We start from the raw sequence: 22,482 nt of genomic DNA, 5'->3' as shown, positions 1-22,482 counted from the left end.
ACCTCACGGGCGCTCCATTTGGCCGTCTGGAGCCAGTAGGATGGGTGCCCGAGGAGCGTTTCCCCCATGCATCCGGATTTCGAGGTCGAGTTGCGGGCGGCCCTGGCCGAGGGCCTTGTCTCCGAGCAGGAGATGGACTCCCTGAGAGAGGAGGCCCGGCGCCTGGAGCGCAGTCCCCTGGCCCTGCTGCGCGAGCGGGGCCGGCTGTCCGAGGGGACGCTCATCTCGATGATGGCGCAGGTCCGGGCCGCCACCCCCCAGGTGGCCGCCGCTCGGGACGCGAGCGCCCCCGAGGTCCCGGTCTTCCCCGTCAGCGGCTGGGAGCGCTACCAGTGCGTGCGCTTCCTCGGCGAGGGCGGAATGGGGCGCGTGTTCCTCGCACATGATCCGCGGCTGAACCGCAACGTGGCCTTGAAGTTCGTCCGGGGGGATGAGCCCGGGCTCACCCAGCGCTTCCTCTCCGAGGCCCGGGCCCAGGCCCGGGTGAACCACGAGCGGGTGTGCAAGGTCTACGAGGTGGGCGAGGTCCAGGGGCGCGTCTACATCGCCATGCAGTTCATCGAGGGGCGGACGTTGAACGCGCTCGCCCGCGAGCTGTCCGCCGAGCAGAAGGTGCTGGTGCTCCGCGAGGCCGCCGAGGGCGTGAACGAGGCGCACCGCGTGGGCCTCATCCACCGCGACCTCAAGCCCTCCAACATCATGGTGGAGCGCGCGGAGGACGGGACGCTGCGCCCCTATGTGATGGACTTCGGTCTGGCGCGGGACTGGAACGATGGCGCCACCGTCACCGGCGCGGTGATGGGCACGCCCCAGTACATGTCGCCCGAGCAGGCCCGCGGCGAGGTCTCCAGCCTGGATCGCCGGGCGGACGTCTACAGCCTGGGCGCCACCCTCTACAGTGTGTTGACGGGCCACCCTCCCATTCCCGGCGGCAACGGGCTGGAGGTGCTCAAGAACGTCCTCGAGGTGGAGCCACGCCCTCCCCGCGCGGTGGATCCGAACATCCCCGCCGACCTCGAGGCCATCACGCTCAAGTGTCTGGAGAAGGAGCGCTCGGCCCGGTACGACTCGGCGCGCGCCCTGGCCGAGGAGCTCGACCGGTTCCTCTCGGGCGAGCCCGTCCAGGCCCGCTCCAACGGGGCCTGGTACCGCCTGCGCAAGAAGCTGCGCAAGCACCGGCTCGTGGCGTCCGTGGCCACGCTGGCGGCCGTGCTCGTGCTCCTGGCCCTGGGTCAGGTGGCACTGGCCCGCCGTGAGACCGCCGTGCGCGAGCGTCTGGCCCGGCGGTTCACCGAGTCCGTGGAACGCATCGAGGCGCTGGCACGCTACTCGGACCTCTCCCACCTGCACGACACGCGCGAGGATCAGCGCGTCATCCGCGCGCGCATGGCGGCACTCGAGGCGGAGATCCACGAGGCGGGCGAGCAGGCCCTGGGGCCCGGTCACTATGCGCTGGGGCGTGGCCATCTCGCGCTCGGAGACGAGGCCAGGGCCCTCGAGTCGCTCGAAGCCGCCTGGAAGCATGGCTTCCGCGAGCCCCGGGTGGCCTACGCGCTCGCCCTCGTGACGGGACACCAGTACCAGGAGCAGCTGCTGGAGGCCGAGCGCCTCCGCGACCCCGAGCGGCGGGAGGCTCGCAAGCGGGAGATCGAGCGCCGCTACCGGGAGCCAGCACTGGCCTGGCTCCGCCAGAGTGAAGGGGCCGAGGTTCCCTCCACCGCGTACGTGGCGGCGCTGCTCGCCTTCTACGAGAACCGGTGGGACGAGGCCCTCTCCCAGTTGGACGCCATCGGCACCGGGCTCTCCTGGTTCCATGAGGCACCCCGGTTGCGCGGAGACATCCTCCAGGCCCGCGCCATGCGGCAGTGGAACCAGGGCGAGCACGCGGGCGCGCTGGCGGACTTCGAGGCGGGCCGAAAGGCCTACGCCGAGGCAGCCGCGATCGGCGAGAGCGTGGCCTCCATCCACACGGCCCAGGGAGAGCTGGAGTACGGCGCGCTCGTCCTGGAGCTGTATGGCAAGGGCGATGTCACGCCCCGCTACACCCAGGCCCTCCAGGCCGTCTCCCGCGCGCTCACGGCCATGCCCGAGCATCCGGACGCGCTCGTGCTGGAGTCCCGCCTCCACCGGCGGCTCGCCGAGCATCAACGCAACCTGGGCGATTACTCCGAGACACTGCCGGAGAAGGCCGTGGCCGCCGCGCGCAGGGCGCTGGAGCTCGCCCCCTCGAGCTCCAAGGCCCGGCTGGAGTTGGGACAGGCCTGGTGGATCTGGGGCTATACCCGCCAGAGTCACTCGCTGGATCCGCGCGAGCAACTGCGCAAGGCCGTGGAGAGCTTCGAGGGCATCGCCCCGGAGGAGCGGGACCAGGACTTCCTCCTCAACCTGGGCATGGTCTACAAGACGTGGGCCGACTACGAGGATCAGGTCGGCGCGGATCCGCTGCCCGCCTACGGCAAGTCGATCGAGTCCTATCTCGCCGCCATCCAGCGCGACGCCCAGGTGCCCGAAGAGTGGATCAACCTGGGCATCGGGTACTACACCCGCGCCCGGCATCCCCGGGCCCCGGCTCCGGACGCGGACCTCACCGAGGCCGTGGCGGCACTGGACAAGGCCCGGAGCCTCAACCCCGGTCACGTGGTGCCCTACTTCTACGCGGGGCTGGCACACGCGCTCGTGGCCCAACGGCTGCGCGGCTCGGGGGGTGATCCCGGCCCCTCACTGGAACGCTCCGCGGAGATGTTCCGCGAGGGCATCAAGCTCGGCCCCGGCATTCCCCAGCTCCACAACGGGCTGGCCCTGACGCTGCTCCAGCAGGCCCAGGCCCGCTGGGACCGCGGGGAGGATCCGTTCCCCGCGCTGGACCAGGCCCGGGCGGCCTGCGAGCAGTCCGTGGCCCTCGCGCCGAAGGGGGGCTACGGGCACATCAACCTCGGGGAGGTGCTCGCCCATCGGGCCCTGTACCAGCGCGCCCGGGGGGAAGACCCTGGCCCGAGCGTCCGCGCGGCCGACGAGGCCCTGCGGCAGGCGCTCCAGTGGCTTCCGGAGGACGCGGGAGCCATGGCCAACCGCGGCATGGTCCATGCCATCCTGGCCACGTTCGAGCTGGATCACGGGAAGGATCCCCGCCCCAGCAGCGCACGGGCCGAGGCGGCACTGCGGCAGGCCCTCGCGCACAATCCGGCCCAGGCCGAGGCCTGGTACTCCCTGGGTGAGGCGCTGGGGGCCCGGGCGCTCTCCCCCGGCGGGCGCCCCCAGGACTCCGAGGAGGCGCTCCAGGCGTTCCAGAAGGGGCTCGAGCTGGCTCCGGAGCGGCAGGACTTCCGCATCGGCCTCGGGCATTTCCTCCGCCGCTGGTCCACCCACGTGATGCGGGCCGGGCAGGACCCGGGCCCCTCGCTTCAACGAGGGCTGGAGCTGGCCCAGCAGCTCCTCGCGGTCCGTCCCGGATGGCCGGACGCCCGGCTCCTGCGGGGCAGTCTGTTGGCGCTCAAGCAGGAGTGGCGCGGACGGGCCCGGGAGGATCTCTCCCTCGCGCTCTCCGCCAACCCGGGCTTTCAGCGGGAGTGGGCCAGCGCCCTCCAGCGCCTCCAGTCCAGCGGACCCTAGCGGACGTTTCGCGAATGTCGGCGACATTCGCCGACGGCCGTTCCACCCCCTCCCAGACCCGTCCCCACGGAGGTTCTCCTCTGAGGAGCCCTCCTGGGGCGTGTTGGCACGAGGTGTGCTCAAGGATTCCCCGAGCTCGCTGAAAACTCTCGAGCCTCGGAGAACCCACCATGATGCACGCACCTCGTTGGAAGAAGCTGATGTTCGCCGCCAGCCTCGCCGTCCTCCCCGCCTGCGGGATGGAGGCGCCGGACAACCAGGCCCCCACGGAGCCAGGCCAGACGCGGGCCGCGCTCACGACCGGCCCGGCGAGCTGCCAGGACATCAAGACCGCCAATCCCTCCGCGGTGGATGGTGCGTACGTGCTGTTCGTCGGCGGCGACAGGTCCAAGCCCTGGTCGGTCTGGTGCCGCAACATGGCGAGCACTCCCGCCGAGTACCTGTCCCTGCCGTCCACGGGCCCCTCACTCAACTACTCCCAGTACACCGCGGGCTACAACAACGGTGGCGGCACCAACGTGCGCACCCTCTTCACCAAGGTTCGCATCGACCCCACCACCCTGCGCGTGACCACCGGCGACCAGACCTTCTCCACCTCCTCCGGCTACCTCACGCACCCCGTCAATAATCCCGTCACCTCCATGTCCTATGCCGCGGCGATGAACTGCGACTTCGGCAACCCTGGAGTCGGCAACGTCGACCTGCGGGGCACTCCCTTCGCCGCGGCTCCCAACCAGTTCGCGTTGGTCGGCTCCTACCCCTCCGGCGCGGCCACCTACAGCTCGGACAACCAGGTGGTGGACCTGTGGAGCCGGGGGGATTGCAGCTGGATGTCGGTGCAGGGCGCCGACCATCCCTTCAACGGCCGCGGCGCTCAGCTCCAGCTCCAGTACAGGCCGAGCACCCCGGCGAGCTGCCAGGACATCAAGACCGCCCTGCCCTCCGCGGCGGATGGCGAGTACGTGCTGTACGTCAACGGTGAGGCCTCCAAGCCCTGGACGGCCTGGTGCCACAACATGGCGGGCACTCCCGCCGAGTACCTGCCGCTGCCGTCGACGGGCACCTCGGTCAACTTCTCCCAGTACACCGCGGGCTACAACAACGGCGGCGGCACCAACGTGCGGACCCTCTTCTCCAAGGTCCGCATCGACCCCGCCACCCTGCGCGTGAGCACGGGTGACCAGACCTTCTCCACCTCCTCCGGGCTGCTGTGGCACGGGGATGCCGTCACCTCCATGGCCTATGCCGCGGCGATGAACTGCGACTTCGGCAACCCTGGCCTGGGCAACGTGGACCTGCGGGGCACTCCCTTCGCGGTGGCCGCCAACCAGTTCGCCGTGGTCGGATACTACGGCTCGGGTGGGGCCACCTACAGCTCGGACAACCGGGTGGTGGACCTGTGGAACCGCGGCGAGTGCGGCTGGATGTCGGTGCAGGGCGCCGACCACCCCTTCAACGGCCGCGGCGCGCTGTTGCAGCTCCAGTACGCGCCTCCCGCGTAGCCCCCCTCCCGCGGTCAGGGCTTGGATGCCGTCAGGGTGCCGGGATTTCCCTGCCCGACGATGGGCGGTGGCATCTCCCCCAATGCACTGACGCGCAGGTCATACCGGGACTCGCCCGAGTCCCGGGCAATCTCACCGTTCACCGTGAGGATCACGCTCCCCTTCTGGAGATCCACGCGCTCCCAGCGCTCCTGACGCTGGCTCTCCGGCAGGGGCAGGAGCAAGGAGCGCAAGGGGTTCACCCGGTTGAAGAGCCAGAGGCTGCCGCTCTCGTGCTGCTCGTCGGCGAACACGATCTCCAGCTCATCCCCCGGAGCCACCACCAGGAACAGCTCGGGTTGATCCCTTGGCTCCCACGAGCCCTTCCAGTTGACCACCAGCGTGCGGGTGGCCTTGAGCTGCCCCTCTTCGGAGCGGAGCACGGAGGGCCTCTTGAAGTCCCTGGAGATGATCAGTTGATGCTTCGCCACGGTGCTGCTCCTTTCGGCTCCATGAGCCAATTCCTTGCGGCTGACAGGCTTTGCCTCAGGCGTTCCTGGCGCTCAGGCCCAGTTCCTTGAGGCGCCGGTTGAGCGCCTTCTTGGAGACCTCCAGGCGCTGGACCATGGCGTCCAGGTCGCCTCCGCACGCCTGATGGCAGGCGGTGATCTCCTCCGCGCTCAGGGTTCCCGCCCGGCGGATGTTCGGGTGTTTGTCGATGAGATCGTAGATGGAGGAGCGCGGAATCCCGAGCGTGTCCGCCGCCAGTTTGAGATCCCACGCGTGCTGCCGGAGCGCCGCGAGCAGCTCCTCGCCGGTGACCTCGGTGGACTTGCGGCGAGCCACCGCCGTGGGCGCGGGGGCGGCGGGCTTGGGGGCGGGCCCCGTGGCATCCAGCTCCTCGGCGAGCCGCGAGTCCAGTTGGAGGACGGCCTGCCCCCGGCTGCCAATCACCAGCTGACGGGTGATGTTGCGCAACTGCCGGATGTTGCCGGGCCAGGCGTAGCGCAGCAGGCGCACCGCGAGCGGTGCCGGCAACCACGGCTCGGCATAGGGATCTTTCGGCGTCAGGCGGTGGGCCTCGCCAATGGTCTCCAGCTCCTCCCGGGCGAAGTGCTGGAACAGCATCCCGAGGTCCTCGCGGCGCTCGCGCAGGGGCGGCAGCCGGATCTCATAACCGGCCAGGCGATGCAGCAGCGGCGCCTTGAAGCGCCCCTCGCGGATGTGCTCCTCCAGGTTGGCATCGGTCGCGGCGATCAGCCGGACATCCGTCTTGATGGGGGCATGCCCGCCCACCGGGTACAGCTCGCCGGTCTCCAGCACCCGGAGCAGCATCACCTGCACCTCCGGGGGCGCCTCGCCCACCTCGTCGAGGAACAGGGTGCCGCCCTGGGCCGCCCGGAAGAAGCCCTCGCGGTCCTGCGTGGCGCCCGAATAGGCGCCCTTCTTCACGCCGAACAGCTCGGCGGCCGCCAGCTCCTTGGGGATGGAGCCCAGGTTCACGCTGAGGAAGGGGCGCTCCTTGCGCGGGCTGTGCTGGTGGATGGCCCGGGCCACCAGCTCCTTGCCCGTTCCCGTCTCTCCCCGGACCAGCACCGGGACATGGAGGTCGGCGATGCGCTGGATGTGCTCGCGCACGCGCCGGATGCCCGGGCTCTCGCCCACCATGCCCAGCGTGTCCCCGGACGCCCGCGCCCCGCCCGCGTCCTGGTGCAGCAGCAACACCACGCGCCCCGAGAGCTCCAACGGCACGCCCACCGCCAGCTCCTCCGGGGTGAACTCACGGCTCGTCACGAGCTGCCCGTCCACCACCACCCGGGTTCCGCCCTCGCCCACGCGCAGCCGGAGCCGCCCCCCTGCTCCCGGTGAGAACACGAGGGGCGTCCGGCTCACGAAAGGGTCCGACAGGGGCTGCCCGAAGGTCTCTCCAGGCCGGGTGAAGTTCGGGCCGTTGCGAGACAGGGACACCTCGCGGCCGGCCGCGACTCCCTCCAGCAGGAGCCGCTCTCCCGCCCGGGTGGCCGTGGGATGGGACAGGACGGTCAGCACCGGTACCCCCTGCTCGGCGGAGGCGGGGGCGCGCTGCTCGTGGCCGATGGCGGTGGAGACTTCGGCGACCAGTGGGGGGGACTGGGACTCGCGAGGGTCGGAACGGGACATCGCGCGCGACTGTAGCATTTCCCTCCCAGGGCCCATCCCACGAGGAAACGGAGATGCGTCTCCGCCGCCGCGCAATGGTTTTCGCGCGGCTTCGTCCTATGTGCTCCCGGCGCCGGGTCCGGCGTGCTGCTCCAGAACCCCCTCGAGGGGATGGAAAACAGGAGTTCATCCGAATGAAGAAGCCTCTCTCGCAAGTGCTGTCCGTCCGCCTTGTCGTGCCCTGCATGGCGCTCCTCTGGGGAGCCGGGTGCGGCCCGACCGAGGACGAGTCCAGGATGGGCGAAGTGCCGCCCGAGCAGTCGCTGCTCCAGGAGGAGCAGAAGCTCACGAAAACCTACACGCTGACCTGGCCGAACAATCAGGCCACCGGCGACTGCGGGTTCGGGAACATCGCCGCGGGCAACCAGGACCCCAGGAACGGGTACGCCTCGGGGCGGTACGAAGAGCCCATCACCCTCGGAGGACTGGCGGGCCAACGCATCACCTCGTTGCGGCTGAGCAGCACCAACAGCACCACGTTCAAGTACGACGATGTGATGCTGCTCAACTACGGCAGCTACATCCTCATGAGCAGCGACCGGCGCGTGGCGGCGTACTCCAACGCCCCGAACGCGCTGGGCACCGACCCGGTGCCGTACGTGTGGTCCAAGATCCTCAACCAACCCATCGACAACCAGACCCTGCAACCGGCCTGGTGCAGCTCGGGCGCCACGGGAGCGGACTGTACGGTGCCGGTGACGGAGACGGCCGGGAGCATGAATGTCTACCTCAGTGACTTCACGAAAACGGACGAGGCGGCCTACCCCACCCTCCCCGACGCGCGCACCTTCCAGCTCGTCACCCTGGGGGACGACGAACCGGCCATCGACTGCCGCCATGGAGACATCACGCTGACGGTGACCGTGGAGATCTGCGTTCCCCAGCCCGAGGTCTGTGATGGCAAGGACAACGACTGCGACAAGCTCATCGACGAGGACCTCGCGCCCCTGAGCTGCGGCGTGGGAGCCTGCCGCCGGACGGCGCCGGCCTGCGTCAACGGCGCGCCGGGCACCTGCACGCCGGGCACCCCCAATCCCGAGACCCGTGACAACATCGACAACGACTGCGATGGCCACGTCGATGAGAACTTCATCACCAGTGTCCCCAACTCCACCCTGACCGCGCTCACCAACTGTACGGGCGCGGACATGGACTCCACCGTCGGATACAGCCGCACCTGCATCGCCGCCGCCCGCCGCCACTGCAACAGTCTGGGATGGGAGGGCGGAACCATCGTCGAGCGCACCTCCACCACCGCGTATCTCGCCTGCTTCCGCGCCAAGGGGTTCTTCATTCCGGTCTCCGACCTGACCGCCATCAACCCTGGGTGCACGGTGGACAACGTCATCACCACGCCCGAGTACTCCAAAGCGTGCACCTCGGCGGCCCACCGCTACTGCGCCAGCAAGGGCTACACGGGCGGACTGCCTCAGGAGTTCGGTGGGGGCAACATCTACGTCAACTGCATCGATCAGCCGTCGAACCGCGGTTACTTCAGCAATGTAGACAACGCCGTATGGGGTGCGAGGACGGGCTGCAACACCGCGCCCCTGGCCGGGCCGGATTCCTCCAAGGCCTGTCGCGCGGCGGCTCACCGCTGGTGCTACTACGACAACGGGGCCATCTCCGGGGTGCCCGTGGACCTGGGCACCAGCGCGTCCAACCTCGCGTGCATCTACCTCTGAGGCGTACGAGGTGAGCGCGGCGCGTGTGCGCCAGACTGTGCGAGGTGCCTGAGGCCTGGCGGGGCCCGTGCCCGGGGCGGCGAGGCGGGGTGTGGAGCCCCGCCCCGCCGCGGGACCGCTCAGCCGTTGCCGTTATTCGACGAGTTCGCGGCGGTGTAGGCGCCCCACGCCGCGTAGCCACCGACCAGGTGGAACGCCGTGAGTCCGTAGGAGACCTTGGCGGTGGTGCTCTTGGCGCTCTTCAGCGCGTTGTTGACGAAGTCGGTGGTCTTGGTGGTGTTCTCCGCGGACACGCCGAGGAGGCTCATGGCCGGGCCGAAGTCGTTCTTGATCACGTCGCCGATGCCGAACGGCAGACCCGAGCCGGCTCCGATTCCCGAGGCCAGCGCCAGGCCCTGGTACAACGGCTGGTGCTCGAGCGCGTTGGTGAGGACCTGCGCGACATCCCCGGTGCCGGCGCCCACCAGGGTGTTGGCGGCGAGCTTGAACAGGATCCGACCCAGGGGGTTCCACTTGTCGATCCCCTCCGTCACCACTTTGAGGCCCACGAAGCCGGAGAAGGCTCCGTACAACATGCCGCTGATGAATCCCGAGAACATCGCGTCGCCGAAGCCCTTGCCGGTCAACTTCCCGCCCGGGGCGATGTCGTACTGGAGCCCGGACATGCCCATGCTGAACATGGTGTTGGTGAGCAGCTGCCAACCGAAGTTCGCCACGGAGGTCGCCAGGTCCGAGGAGCCAGCGGCGCCGGAAGCCGCGGGCGCGGCCGCCGAGCCGAGATCCGCGGCGGCCTGAGTGCTGCTGATCCCCGCCTCGGCGCCTGACGACGCACCGGTGGCCAGCTCGCTGCTGGCGGCGGCCGACTCGGTGCCCGCCCCCACCGCGGAGCTGGCCGCCACGCCACCTCCCTCGGTGGCCGCCGCCCCCGCCTGCGAGCCGGCGATGCTGGTGGCGCCGGTCGCGGTTTCCTCGGCGAGCAGTCCCGTCTCCAGGGGGGCGATGGCCGCGTCCGACGCGCCGAAGGTGACGAAGCTGAGCAGGAAGCTGGAGATCACCACGCCCGCCATTCCCACGCCAATGCCCACGCGCGCCCAGGTGGAGGTGTTGCCCGTGGGGTCCGTCATCATCAGCGGGTTGTTGCCGACGAAGCAGTACGGGCTCGGCGCCTGGCGGGCCATGTCCATCGAGAGGAAGCGGCGCAACTCGGGCGAGTAGAGCCGGGCGTTGAAGTTGTACAGCCCGGTCTCCGCATCCAGCTCCTGGCCCATGAACAGGAAGGGAATGACGTCCAGGTGGGAGCCGGACGCCCCCGCCAGCGAGCCGAACGGGCGGTAGTTGTACTGGGCGACGAGCGCGTTCTGGTCATCCACCACGGCCCAGACGGTGTGCGCGTAGTCGCGCAGCGGGAAGTACCGCTTGTCGCTGACGGCGGCCACCAGCCCCGTGGGCCCGTACACGAAGAGGGACCACTGCGTGCCGGACACCCGCGCCAGCGGCTGGATGGACAGGCCGTTGAAGTAGACGAAGGACGACGAGGACGCGCTGCTCACCTGCTTCACCACGCGCTGCCCCTGGCCACCGTAGGCCAGCCGCACCTGGGCCGGGTCGTTGCCGGCAACGGTGATGCCGCGGGTGAGGTTGAACGCCGGCTCGTAGTCGAGCGCCAGCGTCTCGCTCTTCAGCAAGCGGCCGTCCGCGCCCCAGGTGAAGCCGGAGGTGGGCGCTCCATTCACCGACTGCGTCTGGAGCTGGTTGGTGCCCGGCGCGTAGGTGAACGTGTACGGGACACCGTCCTGGGTGATGGACCAGATGTTGCCGTTGGCGTCGTACTGCCCGACGGACTCGTTGCCCGGTTGCCCGCCCGCGACGGTGGCGCTCACCAGCCGGCTCTGGCCGTCGTAGGCGTACGTCGCGTCGTTCTGGGCCGCGGGCTCGCCGAACGCGAGGTTCAGCGACCGGGTCTGGATGGAGCCGTCCGCGAAGAAGGTGTACCCGAGCGAGAACGACGGCTGCTCGTTCCCCTTCACCGTGACCGCGTGAGTCGAGAGCCACCCGGGCGACGCGTACTCGTAGATGCCCTGCAGCGTGCCGCCGTTGCGCAGCTCCTGCGACACGTCGCCATCCGGCGTGTAGACGTACGCCGCGAGGTCCGTGGCCCCCGCCGAGGTGCCGATGCCGATGGCGCGCCCCTTCTCGTCGTACGAGTAGAAGACGTCGGAGACCGGCCCGCCCGCGGGGTAGGTCACCCGCACGATGGCATCGAGGTTGTCGTAGCCGTACGTCACGGTGCCGCGCTGGCCCTCGGTGGCGAGCGTCATCGTCGAGGTGCGCCCGGTGGTGTCGTAGGTGAACGTCTCGGTCACCGTGATGGCGCTGGCGGTGCTGCCCGTGGGGGCCTGAGTGACCGTGACCACCGACACCTTCTGGCCGATGGGCAGCGGATCGTCGCCGTCGCCGTCGTAGGCATGGGTCCGCGTCACGGTGCGCGCCACCGAGGCGTCGGGCCACTGCGGCGTGACGGCATGAGCGGCGAGCCGGGCGGGATCCCACGCTTGTGGCACCGTCCCCTCCTCCAGGATGCGGCCGAGGGCGTCGTACTTGTAATAGACGAACCAGGTCTGGCCGGCGTCGAGCGCGGGCTGGGCGAAGCGCAGGTTCATCGCCGGGTCGTAGATGAGCGAGGTCGTCCCGCTGTCGGGATCGGTCCTCGCGGTGGTGCGGCCGAGCGGATCCTGCACGACGGAGGACGTGAAGGCGGCCGGGTTGCCCTGGGGGCTGGTGGTGAAGGCGTTGGGCTGGCTCAGGTTCAGCGTGGAGCTGCCGCCAGGCAGGGTGGTGGCCGGGCTGGAGCCGGCGAAGGAGACGGTGCTCTGGCCCTGTCCCACCACCGCTCCGGTGGCATCGCTGAGCGCGGAGGCGATCTTCCGGCCGGTGGTGTCGCGCAGGCTCACCGACTGGTTCTTCATCTGGCTGATGAGGGTGTCGCTGCTGAAATCCCCCGCCGGGAGGTTGAACGACGAGCCGGAGTTGGCGCCGTAGGCGAACTGGATGGTTTCCCGCTCCAGCGGAGAGGTGGTGTCGACGTCATGCACCGCGAACGGCTGGCCGGGCAGGCCCTGCTCGAGGCGGCGGTTGCGCGTGGAGGCCTCGAAGCGGTACCCGTAATAGGGATAGCCGCCGTCATCGGACCGCTTCACCGGCCCGTCCGTCTGTCCCCGGTAGTAGTCCGCGATGTCACCGGTCATCTCCCAGGTGCTGTCCATCGCATCGAGGAAGCCCTGCACGTCGACGAAGGTCGGGCTGTAGGTCAGCACCGGCTGAGAGGCGCCGCCGCCGAAGCTCGCCGGCATGGTGCGGGTGACCGCCACGGTCCGGTTGAGCGCATCGAGGATGACCGCCGAGAGGAGGGCGTCGTCGCCCAGCAGTTGTTGGTTCTGCCGGTTCTGGCCGGTGGCGTCGTCATAGGTGAGCCCCACGCGTGGCCCCGCCATCATCGACAGGTTGCGCAACGAGAGGCCGTTGGGCCCGGTGGAGAAGGCCACCGTACCGGTGTCGCCGGCCGTCACCTTCGCGCTGAACAGCAGCTGGCCGTCGCCGAAGAAGACGACGACACCGCTGCCCATCACCAGCAGCCACTGCCGCGGGAGCTGGGGTGGGCTCGCCAGCGGCGCCTGGACGGTGCCGCCGCCCGGCGCGGTGAAGCTGAACCCCGAGGACGGCTCGTACGCGATGCGGTAGCCGGAGCCGAAGGTGACACCGAGCGCGCCCGACAACGTCCCGGCCGGCTGCACCTCGAAGAAGAGCGCCGCCGTCTCCGGCGAGCCCCCCGTGAAGCCCCGCCATGTCAGCGTGTCGCTGGTGGAGCCGGTGTGGGTCAGCGCACCGTTGGCGCGGCTCCAGGCCGATGGGGAGCCGGTGGCCTGCCAGCGCGCCCGCCACTCGTCGCCGTTGAGGAACGTCTCGAGGCTGCCGCCCTCGGCCACGCCCACCGCCAGGTTGGTGTTGGGGCTGGCGCAATCGAAGGCGTCCCGCGCATTGCCCTCGCGCGAGAGGAACTCCTGGGTGAGCTGTTTCACCTGCTCCACGGGGCCAACGGTCGCCACCGTCCGGTTGAAGGCGTCGTACCGCATCCGGAGGGTGCGCCCGGACGCGCTCAGGGTGGCGGTGGTGAGGTGCGAGCCCGGGTCGTACGTGCGGGCGGCGAGGCGGCCCGTCAGCGGCGCGACGAAGACGTCATCCAGCAGCACCGCGGACTGGGACGGGTTCGCCGCCTGGACGGAGAGCGCGATGGACGAGGTGCCCGCCGTCAGCGGAATGCCGAGCGTGCGGTAGGCCCACGTCCCGCCGGTGTCCGCGAAGGCGGCGGTCAGCGGAGTCCCCGCCACGCCGTCCACCGACACGGTGACGGAGAAGCCCGCGCCGGTGACGGGGGTGAAGCCCGCCGGCGTCTTGTACCAGAAGCCCAACAGGTAGGTCTGGCTCACGTTCGGCGGCGTCAGTCGTGCCGAGAGGCTTGCGCCACCGCCCGCCGGGAGGCTCAGGCTGCTCTGGCCGGTGTGCGCGTCGCCGGTGACGGTCCGCGTGCCCTGCGCCGTCCACCCGCCGCCGCCTTCATACGGCTCGAAGCCGCAGTAGGCGCAGCCGCCGCCGAGGAACGAGGCGTTGTTGAAGACGGCGACCGGGAAGGTGTCGTCCGTACCGTAGAGGGTAGACATCGGCACGCCGAGCCCGTCCCACTGCTCGACGGTCTGGCCGAACGGAGTGCGCGCCACCACCCGCCTGGACAGGAGCCACCCGTCCGGCGCCGTGCCGGGGGAGTAGCCGTTGAACGGGAACGGCACGCCCGCGGGTCCCACCCAGGAGAAGTCCGCCTCCTTGCCGGGCACGAGCACGTTCGCCCCGAGCGCGCTGGGGAAGCTCCGGTAGGTGGTGGCGGTGCCCTTGGCGGGGATCGCCTCACCCGTCCCGCGCGTCCAGGTGGTCACCGACTGGGCCACGTCGTTGAGGAGGTGCAGCGCGCGCATCGGCCCGGAGATGGCCGGGTTGTCCACCTCGTAGCCGTACTGGCTGGTGGCGATGAACGTCTCGGCCGCGCCGGTGCCGCCCACCGTCCGGGTGGTGGTGGCCACCGGCTGGCCCGAGTAGGGCGCGGTGAAGCCCTCGGGCACGTACGCGGTCTGCTGGCTGCTGGTGACGCCGTCCTCCACCTTGGTCTGCTGGAGCTGGACCACGAAGCCGCCGCGCAGGTTCAGCGGCTGGGCGGAGCCGTCCACGGGCTCGCTCGCGCGCTGGATGTAGACGTGCCAGTCGTTCGTCGTCTTCGTCAGGATGTTGCCCTGGTTGTCGAGGACGTCCACCTCGGCCAGCAGGCCGTCCAGCATGTTGTAGAAGTCCGCGCCGGTGCGGATCCCCAGGCCGTTCAAGTAGCGGTTCACCACCGAGCCGAACACCGGCCTCGAGGGGTCCGCGGTGCCCGGGTAGACGGTGGAGGTGAAGTACTTCACGACGTCACCCGACGGATCGCACGCCGCATTCGACGGATCCGGCACGTAGCTGTGCGGCGAGGGCGCGTCGAACCCGTCGTCCACGGTGAGGCCGGTGACCGCGTAGTGGAGGAGCTCGCCCTCGATGGCCTCACCGGCGTAGCGGTGGAGGATGATCTGCGTGGCCTGGTTGAAGCCGCTGGCGGTGCTCGGGTAACCGGCGAACGCGCTCGGGCCGCCAGCGGCGGTGCCGGGGCCGCCGCCGCCCGGCTCGGACGGGGTGGACATGCGCTCATCCGAGAGCGGCTGGGCCGCGCCGGACACCTGGCCGTTCATCAGGACGGTGGCCGCCACCTGGTTACCGGTGGCGCCCTGGGTGTCGAAGACGAAGTACGACAGGAACCGCGGCGCCTCGTTCACCACCGCCTGCGAGTTGAGGACGAAGCGGTTGGTGGCGCCGAGCGACTGGTTGACCAGCGCCTGCACGTCCGCGGTGGGGCTGCCCGCCATCACGCCATCCCAGTGGGTGGCGCTGCCGCGGAAGTAGAGGAACTGCCCCAGCACGCAGTAGTCCTCCGCGCCCGCCGACGGCCAGTTCGCCGTCTTCGAATTCTGCGGCGGCACGGGCAGTGATTGCGCGGGGGTGACGGGAGCGCGGGTCCAACCCTGGGTGTCCGTGTCGGGGTCGAACGAAAGCACCTTGGCGGCGGGCGCCCCTACCCCATTGCCGTCCGCGACGATCTGGAGCGCGTAGTCCGGGCCGTAGGCGTACCGCTGCTGGCGGCCGGACTGCGGATTGCCGTTGTACAGGCCGGAGTTGACCAGCCAGGTCTGACCGTTGAAGCGCAGCACGCGCGCGGCGGCCGCCACCAGCGTGTTGGAGATGACGACGGGAACCCACGGGGTGGGGAACGCGCCGCTGGGCTCCTGGCGATCCGAGAAGGAGAATTGGGCCGGCGGAGACTGGAGGCCGTACGCCGCGTCCCACTGCAGGAAGTGGAGGGTGTAGCTGAGCTGCTGGCTGTTCTGCCCGGTGAGGTTGGCGGCGATGACGAAGGAGTCGCTCGGCACCAGCGTGATGCGCGAGAGGTCCTGCACCGAGAAGTCCGGGATCGACACCGTCCTGGGCCCGTTCCACACGAGCGCTGGATCCAGGAAGTACAGCGAGGCGGTCCCGCGCTGATCGAGCAGCAGGTAGTACTCGTTGCGCGCCATGCCCCAGGCGAAGGCCGGGAGCGTGAACGACTCGCGCGTCCACGCGTTCGTCGTCCAGCGCCAGGTGACGCGGTCGTACGAGTACTTGCCGTGGATCTCATCCATCAGCGTCACCAGCAGGAAGGTGTCCCCGCCCGAGAGGACCGCGGTGGCGCTGGTGGTCGTGTAGCTCAGGGCCGGCGTGTTGACGCCGGTGGTGGTGCCGTTCAGCGTGGCAGGCACCCACTGGCCCGGCCGCGCGACATCCTTCTGGAAGATGTAGACGTCGGTCTCGTTCACCCGCTCGAAGGACAGGGCGAAGAACTCGCCGCTGGGGACGACCTCAAGCGTCGACAGGTCCAGCCCCGCGCTGTCGTTGAACAACACGGTGTCCGGGGTGAGCGACCAGGACTCCCAGCGCCCCAGCCAGGTGTAGACCTGCATGGACAGCTTGCCGCTCGCCGCGCTGTACCAGGTGGTCACCGCGTAGTCCTCGCCGAAGAAGACGCGCGGGGTGGAGCCGGCGAAGCCTGGATCCGACGGCTGCGGGACGGCGTAGGTGCGGTCACAGATGTCCAGCGACTGCTTCGTGTACGAGTACGTGGCGGCGCCGCCCTGCGGGTAGGTGATCGACTTGAGCGCCCCGGGGCTGGACGCCGTATTGGAGGAGGCCGGAGAGTCGAAGTAGTAGTCGAAGACGATTCCCGGCAGGCTGTCGTTGAACGCATTGGACAGCACGACGCGGGTGAGGATCCGCTTGCAGGTGTCGCCGAACAGCGCGCCGGTGTGGGTGGTCACGTTGGCCACCGGGCTGCCCGCCACGCCGCCCGCGGGCTGCTTCGGCTGGTAGAGGAGCTTCAGGCTGAAGAGCGTGGAGCCGTCCAGCCCCTTCACCACGATGTTGTCCAGGTACCGCGTCTCGTAGCGGTCCTGGTACGCGTTGGGCGTGTTGTCCGGGACGGCCTTGTGCGGGTCCGCGTACTCGCGCGCGCTCTCGGGCGTCGCGTTGCTCCACAGCTTGTCCTCGTAGTTGAAGGTGAGGGTGCGGCCGAACACGTCGGTGATGCCGGTGAGGTAGCAGGCCTTGGTGTACGGCAGCCCGCCGGCACCCACCTGCTGCTCGACGTCCGGGATCAGCCCCGCGCTGTTCCGGTCCCAGCCGTTGTAGCTGTAGCGGATGGAGTCGCCCCAGGGCGTCATCGCGCTCACCAGGTGCCACGCGCGCGCGTACTGCCCCTGCCCCTGCGTGAGGTTGCTGTCCCCTTCCCAGATCGCCTCGGGCTGGCCGGTCTCCGCGTTCGGCACGTACCAGCGCACGCCCCACTCGATGCTGTTGCCGGCGGAGGTGGCGTAGCCCCGCGGCGTGTCCGGGCCCCGGCCGCCGAAGGACATCTTCTGGCCCGACTCGTTGATGACGACCCAGCGCTCGTACGGCGCGTAATAGAGGATCTTCCAGAACTGGTAGTTGACGAGCTGGAACGACTCGCCGCCGTCGTAGGCGTCCAGGCCGCCGCCGTCGAGCTGGAGGTTGAACAGCTGCTGGTTGTCGTCATCGGCGATGGCCCACTGCGTGGACGACACCGCCGTCACCTTCGCGGTCGTTGCGAGCGCGATGCCGTTGCTGGCGAACCGCGCCACCACGTCCGCGGACACCGTGCCGCCCGAGAGCCCACTGGAGAGCGACGACGGCATGGAGAACAGGAACGGCGTCTCCGGCTCCCGCGCCAGCGCGGCAGGCGAGCCGCCGCTGACGTACTGGTACGTGCGCGTGCCCGGCGTCACGGAGCCGCTGTCGTCGAGCTGGATGGACGTCGTCGGCAGGCTCCACCCGAGCCCCACCACGCCGGTGGGGTTGTCCCGGTTCCAGGTCTGCCCATCCCGGAAGACGTTGCTCTGGTAGAGCAGCGCCACCGTCACGTCCATGCCATCGCCCGAGACGCGCCCCGGCATCGAGAACAGGGTCTGGGTGAAGTTGATGTCACCCCGGAAGAGGTTGACGCTGCTCTTCAGGTTGCCGAAGGCGCTGGAGTCGAACTGGAACGTGCGGATGGACGGGATCTGCGAGTCGGAAGCCATGGATGCTCCAGGAAGGAGGGCAAACGAAAGCGCCCGCCACCACCCCGGCAACGGGCGCTGGGGGCGGAGCGGGCGGTGAGGCAACGGCGGCCGGGGGAGCGTCCGCTACGCCGGAATGCCGACGACGATGATGCTGCAGCTGCTCTTGTTGTTGTTTTGGATGTTGCCGCTCTTGTCCGCCATCCAGGCCTGGACGCCCGTGGTCTGGACCTGGGTGTTGTCGCCGGTGTCGACCCAGACCTTGTCCGGCCCGGCACCGAGGCGATACACGTGGTGATCGTCCTGAGCCGCGAACTGGACCTGGAAGCCGGTGATGAAGGTCACCGCGTCCTTGACCGGGGTTCCCATCGGAATCGTCCGGACCTGCGGGCTCTGGTCCGAGTACGGCACGACGACGAAGCCCGGCTGGGAGGTGGAGCTGGCGATGAGCAGGCCGCTGGCGGACTGGGTCGAGGCGAAGTGCCCACTGTCGTCCTTCATGTTCGCAGTCGCGGTGATGAAGCCCACGCTGCCGTTCTGCTGGGAGCCCACCGACGCCTGGAGGAACTGGACGTGGTGGTCGTCATCGGAGTACGCGAAGTTGAAACCCGCGAGCGCCGCCTGGAGGATGGGCTCGCTGGAGTCCGGGAGGTTGATGCCATCGCTCCTCCCACCGTTGGCGACACTCACCGCCGGGTTGAGCAGCACCGCGTTGGTCGAGGCGCCCGTCCAGGCGATCACGGTGACGGTCACGTACGAGTTCTGCAGGTTGATCTGATTGCCGCTCGAATCGGACATGATCGCCGTCACCGAGACGGTCACCTTCTGGCTCGACGGTCTGTTCGAGGTGAGGTTGAGGCTCAACTGCTCGATGTGGTGGTCGTCATTGCCGTAGCTGAACTGGAACGACGCGATGCCCGCCACGTACTGCGAGATCTCGCTGTTGAAGTTGAACTCCGAGGGCGTCGCGCTGTTCATCGAGACGTTCTTGCTCTGGATTTCCAGGCCCATGTCTGCTCCTTGCGAGGGGATTGGCGGCACGCTTCCGCGCGCTCACCGGGGGTGAACCAACATTCGCTCCCGGCGAAAAGAGCACAGTTGGGGGTGAAAGAACCATTTCCCGCCGGTTTTTCGAGACCCCCGTCGAAGCCGGCGCGGTGGGCGCCGAGGTTCAGTTCCATTGCTCGCGCTGCGCCATGCGCTGTTCGGTCTTCCCCCGAGACGTGAAGACACGCCGCGAGGCCCTGCATCGGCCGCAACCGGGCTCACCCCGGCTTCGCATGACGGGATGGATCCAGTGAAGACAGCTCACTCCCGTGAAACTGAAATCCTGACATCCTCGTGAGCTGCTGAAGTCTGGTTGATTCAGCCAGGGCTTGCCCGACCTCCAGACCTGTACTGCTTTAAAACGCATCACGCACATCACATGTGCAGACAAGTGCACGACAAGTTGAGTGCCACCTGATATTTGGGGGCCCGCTGAACCTGGGAGCGCGTCCTCGCGAGAGTCCGGCATGGAAATGCCAGATCCGCAGGGAAAAGAGGGGACCCGTGACGCAACAGCAACGGCTGGGAAAATACGAATTGGTGCGAAAGCTCGCCGCGGGAGGCATGGCCGAGGTGTTCCTCGCCAAGGCCGCCGGCCCCATGGGTTTCGAGAAGACCCTGGTCGTCAAGCGCATCCTGCCCGAGCTGGCCGCGGAACCCGACTTCGTCCAGATGTTCCTGTCCGAGGCCAAGCTCGCCGCCCGGCTCACGCACCCGAACATCGTGCAGATCTTCGACTTCGGCGAGGCCGAGGGCACCTACTTCCTGGCCATGGAGTACATCGACGGGCCGAGCCTGCGCACGCTCATCAAGCGCGCCGCGGCCCAGGGACAGCCCCTGCCCGCAACGGTGTGCGCCCGGATCATCTCCCTCGCCTGCGAGGGGTTGGCCTTCGCCCACGACTTCACCGATCCCGACACGGGTGAAGCACGAGGCCTCATCCACCGCGACGTCAGCCCGGACAACATCCTGCTGTCCCGGCAGGGCGCGGTGAAGGTGGTGGACTTCGGCATCGCCAAGGCCGCCGGGCAGAGCCACAAGACGGAGAGCGGTGTCGTCAAGGGCAAGCTCCCGTACATGCCGCCCGAACAACTGCGCGCGAAGCCGTTGGATCGACGCGCGGACGTGTACGCGCTCGGCGTGGTGCTCTACGAGCTGCTCACGGGCCAGCGGCCGTACGCCTCGGAGTCGGAGGCCGGGCTGATGCAGGCCATCCTCTTCGAGCCGCACACCCCGGCGGCCGAGCTCCGTCCGGATCTTCCCTTTCCGCTGCGGCGTATCCTCAACAAGGTCCTCGCCAAGGATCGCGATCAACGCTACGCGGACTGCCACGCCTTCCAGGCCGAGCTGGAGAAGTTCATCGTCTCCGCCGGTGCGCCCGTGACGATGCAGCAGGTGGCGCATCTCATCAACCGCGCCAACACGAGCCCGGGGGATGAGCTCCCCGTGACGAAGGGGCCGCTCAAGACGCCCACGCCCGTCCCCCCGGGCCTCACCCGGAAGCGCTCCTCCGCGCCCACGACCGAGGCGGCAACGGCGAATCACCGCGCCCCCCAGGCCCCGAAGCAGGAGGAGCAGAGGGCCGCCGGCACCCCCGTGACGGCCCCGGTTCGGCCCCGACGGCCGTCCGGACCCATCGTGCTCCAGACCGCCAATCATCGGGTTCCCCAGCAGCAGGCGGCGGGCTTCCCGGGTGGGGAGCCGGGCATGTCGCGCCCCGGCATGCCGAAGTCGGCGAGCCGGCCCGTGATGCCGTCGTGGGCGCTTGCCTCGTTGGCGCTCCTGAGCATCGCCACGGGGAGCTGCGTGCCGAACACCGCGCCGCTGACCGACCCAGCGACGAAGTCACCCGAGCAGGCGGAGAAAGAGCCACTCGAGCAGGTGGTGCAGCATTCACCTATGCAGGTGGTCCAGCAACCCCTCACCCCCGTCCCTCCGCCCGCGCCCAAGGCCAGGGGAAAGGGAACCCTGGAGCTGCGCGTCTATCCCTACGCCACCGTCTTCGTGGATGGCATCAAGAAGGGACACACCCCCATGAAGCCCCTGGAGTTGCCCGCGGGGCTCCACTTCGTGAAGTTCGTCCACCCGGACAGGACGATCGAGCGCGAGGTGGACGTCAAAGCCGGGCAGGACAACCTCCTCAAGATCGACATGCTCGAGGAGTGAGGAGAGCGAGCCCTCCACGGCTCCACCCCAGGAACCGTGGAGGGTGGAACGTCAGTGCCACCTGCTCTGCCAGGCATCGATGTCGCGCGAGGCGGCTTGCAATGTCTCGCTGGAGAAGGCCTCCCGAACCTTCTTGCCCAGGTGCAGCAGCTCCGTCCGCGCGGTGAACCTGTTCGCGGTCTCGACCCCAGGGAGTTGATTCTGGAGCAGCAGCAGGCGCCGCATGAGCCGCTCGCAGTCGGGAGCAACAGCCGCCCGGCACCCGAGGAGACTCGCCGGCTCTTCATCGGCTGAGGCGGGGGGCTCGGGGAGGGCCACATCCTGGTCCTCGTCGCCGAGCTCCCAGCGCTCTTCTGGCACCAGGGACTTCACGTGAGTCCAATCCGAGTTGAACGGATAGAGGGAGTACTCCCTGGCGAACTGGTCGATCTCCTGAATGACGCGGACCCATTCCGTGGGCGAGCTCGCTTTCGAAACCTGGGCCTTGAATTCCGACAAGCGCCCCGCCACCGCGCCCCCCTGAATGCCTCGCACGCACAGCATCTGGTTCATCATGGCCAGGCGCCACAACTGCTGTGCTTGCAAGGTCCTGCCATTGGGAATGATGTGCCCGGTCGGGCAATTCGATGAAGCCCCGGGAGAAGGCTTCTGCCTGGCGTCCGGGGGCGTGGGGGTGCTCGTCTCCAGCAGCGCCTTTTTCCGGACGGTCTCGAAGTGGCTCTCGATCTTGGGCGAAACCGGCTCGGGAAGCTTCGCCTCGGGCCGGATCAGCAGCGCCATCTCGAAAGCATCTCCGGACTCCACGAACCGTCCCACCTCATACAAGAGGATTCCCTCGTAGAGGGACAAGGCCAGCAACTCGGGCGTGTCCAACGGGCTCTGACGCGCGAGCCCGATGAGCTCGAGGGCCTTCTCGTACTCGCCGTTCCGGCGGGCCTGGCGGATCGTTCCAATGGTGATCTTGGGAACGACCACCTCCTGCTTCTTGGCGTCGTCAGCCCCCTCCTTCCTGGTGTCTTCAGCAGCCTCCTTCTTCTTGACGTCGACAGGCGCTTCTCCCGCCGCGTACGCGGAAGAGAGCGGAGTCCAGCAAGCGAGGAATAGGACGGGAATGATTCTCTTTTGGAACATGGCACACACGGAATGGAGCATCTGGGCGAGGACTGGCTTTATCCCAGATTGAAGGCCAAGGAAACTCGCGGACCGAGGTGGAGCCAGCTCACGCGGGGATGGCGCGGAGGGGCAGCGCCACCGGCCCGCGAAGCCCGATGGAGTGGTTCCACTTCAGCTCCCCCGGGGCGAGGACGAAGCCCTGGCAGCGGGAGAAGAGCTCCTCCAGGCCGATGCGGGCCTCCATCCGGGCCAGGGGCGCGCCCAGGCAGAAGTGCACGCCATAGCCAAAGGCGATGTGCTGCTGCGTGCGGCGCTCCAACACCAGCTCATCGGCCCGCTCGAACACCCGCTCGTCCCGGTTGGCCGAGCCCACCATCAGCGCCACGGGCGCGTACGCCGGCAGCTTCACCCCGCCCAGCTCCACCTCGGCGCGAAGCATCGAAGAGGCCC

General features: G+C 69.0%; 10 protein-coding genes. 4 read left to right on the top strand and 6 right to left on the bottom strand.

Going from position 1 to position 22,482, the window contains the following annotated elements:
* Window positions 1–66 precede the first annotated feature (66 nt).
* Both VFZ09_RS26110 and VFZ09_RS26105 read left to right on the top strand, forming a co-directional pair.
* Window positions 67–3,609, top strand: a complete 3,543-nt coding sequence (locus VFZ09_RS26110; protein ID WP_329730378.1) for a protein kinase domain-containing protein — start codon at window positions 67–69, stop codon at window positions 3,607–3,609.
* Window positions 3,610–3,779: 170 nt separating this feature from the next.
* The gene (locus VFZ09_RS26105) at window positions 3,780–5,111 is read left to right on the top strand and encodes a GON domain-containing protein (protein ID WP_329730377.1); all 1,332 of its coding nucleotides are present in this window, start codon (window positions 3,780–3,782) and stop codon (window positions 5,109–5,111) included.
* A 14-nt stretch (window positions 5,112–5,125) separates the two neighbouring features.
* On the opposite strand, the gene VFZ09_RS26100 is transcribed toward VFZ09_RS26105, so the two are convergent.
* Window positions 5,126–5,581, bottom strand: coding sequence for a hypothetical protein (locus tag VFZ09_RS26100; RefSeq protein WP_329730376.1), 456 nt, complete (start codon window positions 5,579–5,581; stop codon window positions 5,126–5,128).
* 55 nt (window positions 5,582–5,636) lie between these two features.
* Entirely contained in the window at window positions 5,637–7,250 is a 1,614-nt protein-coding gene (locus VFZ09_RS26095; RefSeq protein ID WP_329730375.1) for a sigma-54 dependent transcriptional regulator, read from the bottom strand.
* 173 nt (window positions 7,251–7,423) lie between these two features.
* On the opposite strand from VFZ09_RS26095, the gene VFZ09_RS26090 reads away from it, so the two are divergent.
* Entirely contained in the window at window positions 7,424–8,974 is a 1,551-nt protein-coding gene (locus tag VFZ09_RS26090) for a MopE-related protein (RefSeq protein ID WP_329730374.1), read from the top strand.
* 119 nt (window positions 8,975–9,093) lie between these two features.
* Here VFZ09_RS26090 and VFZ09_RS26085 read toward each other — a convergent pair whose 3' ends face one another.
* Together VFZ09_RS26085 and VFZ09_RS26080 are read right to left on the bottom strand one after the other, a co-directional pair.
* The gene (locus VFZ09_RS26085) at window positions 9,094–17,727 is read right to left on the bottom strand and encodes an RHS repeat-associated core domain-containing protein (protein WP_329730373.1); all 8,634 of its coding nucleotides are present in this window, start codon (window positions 17,725–17,727) and stop codon (window positions 9,094–9,096) included.
* 105 nt (window positions 17,728–17,832) lie between these two features.
* Complete coding sequence (locus VFZ09_RS26080; protein WP_329730372.1) at window positions 17,833–18,717, bottom strand: hypothetical protein; 885 nt, start codon at window positions 18,715–18,717, stop codon at window positions 17,833–17,835.
* A 600-nt stretch (window positions 18,718–19,317) separates the two neighbouring features.
* Here VFZ09_RS26080 and VFZ09_RS26075 point away from each other — a divergent pair.
* Window positions 19,318–20,919 (top strand): serine/threonine protein kinase, encoded by a 1,602-nt coding sequence (locus tag VFZ09_RS26075; RefSeq protein WP_414640746.1) that lies wholly within the window; start codon window positions 19,318–19,320, stop codon window positions 20,917–20,919.
* A 51-nt stretch (window positions 20,920–20,970) separates the two neighbouring features.
* Here the strand turns inward: VFZ09_RS26075 and VFZ09_RS26070 are convergent, their stop codons facing one another.
* The gene (locus VFZ09_RS26070) at window positions 20,971–21,894 is read right to left on the bottom strand and encodes a hypothetical protein (RefSeq protein ID WP_329730370.1); all 924 of its coding nucleotides are present in this window, start codon (window positions 21,892–21,894) and stop codon (window positions 20,971–20,973) included.
* A 244-nt stretch (window positions 21,895–22,138) separates the two neighbouring features.
* On the bottom strand, window positions 22,139–22,471 hold the full coding sequence (locus tag VFZ09_RS26065; RefSeq protein WP_329730369.1) for a cytochrome P450: 333 nt from the start codon (window positions 22,469–22,471) through the stop codon (window positions 22,139–22,141).
* Between the last annotated feature and the right edge of the window lie 11 nt (window positions 22,472–22,482).

The sequence above is a fragment of the Archangium sp. genome, assembly GCF_036277355.1.
Taxonomy (GTDB): Bacteria; Myxococcota; Myxococcia; order Myxococcales; family Myxococcaceae; genus Archangium.
The sequence above is the reverse complement of the archived record's forward strand: the minus strand, read 5'-3'. Positions and strand labels throughout refer to the sequence as shown.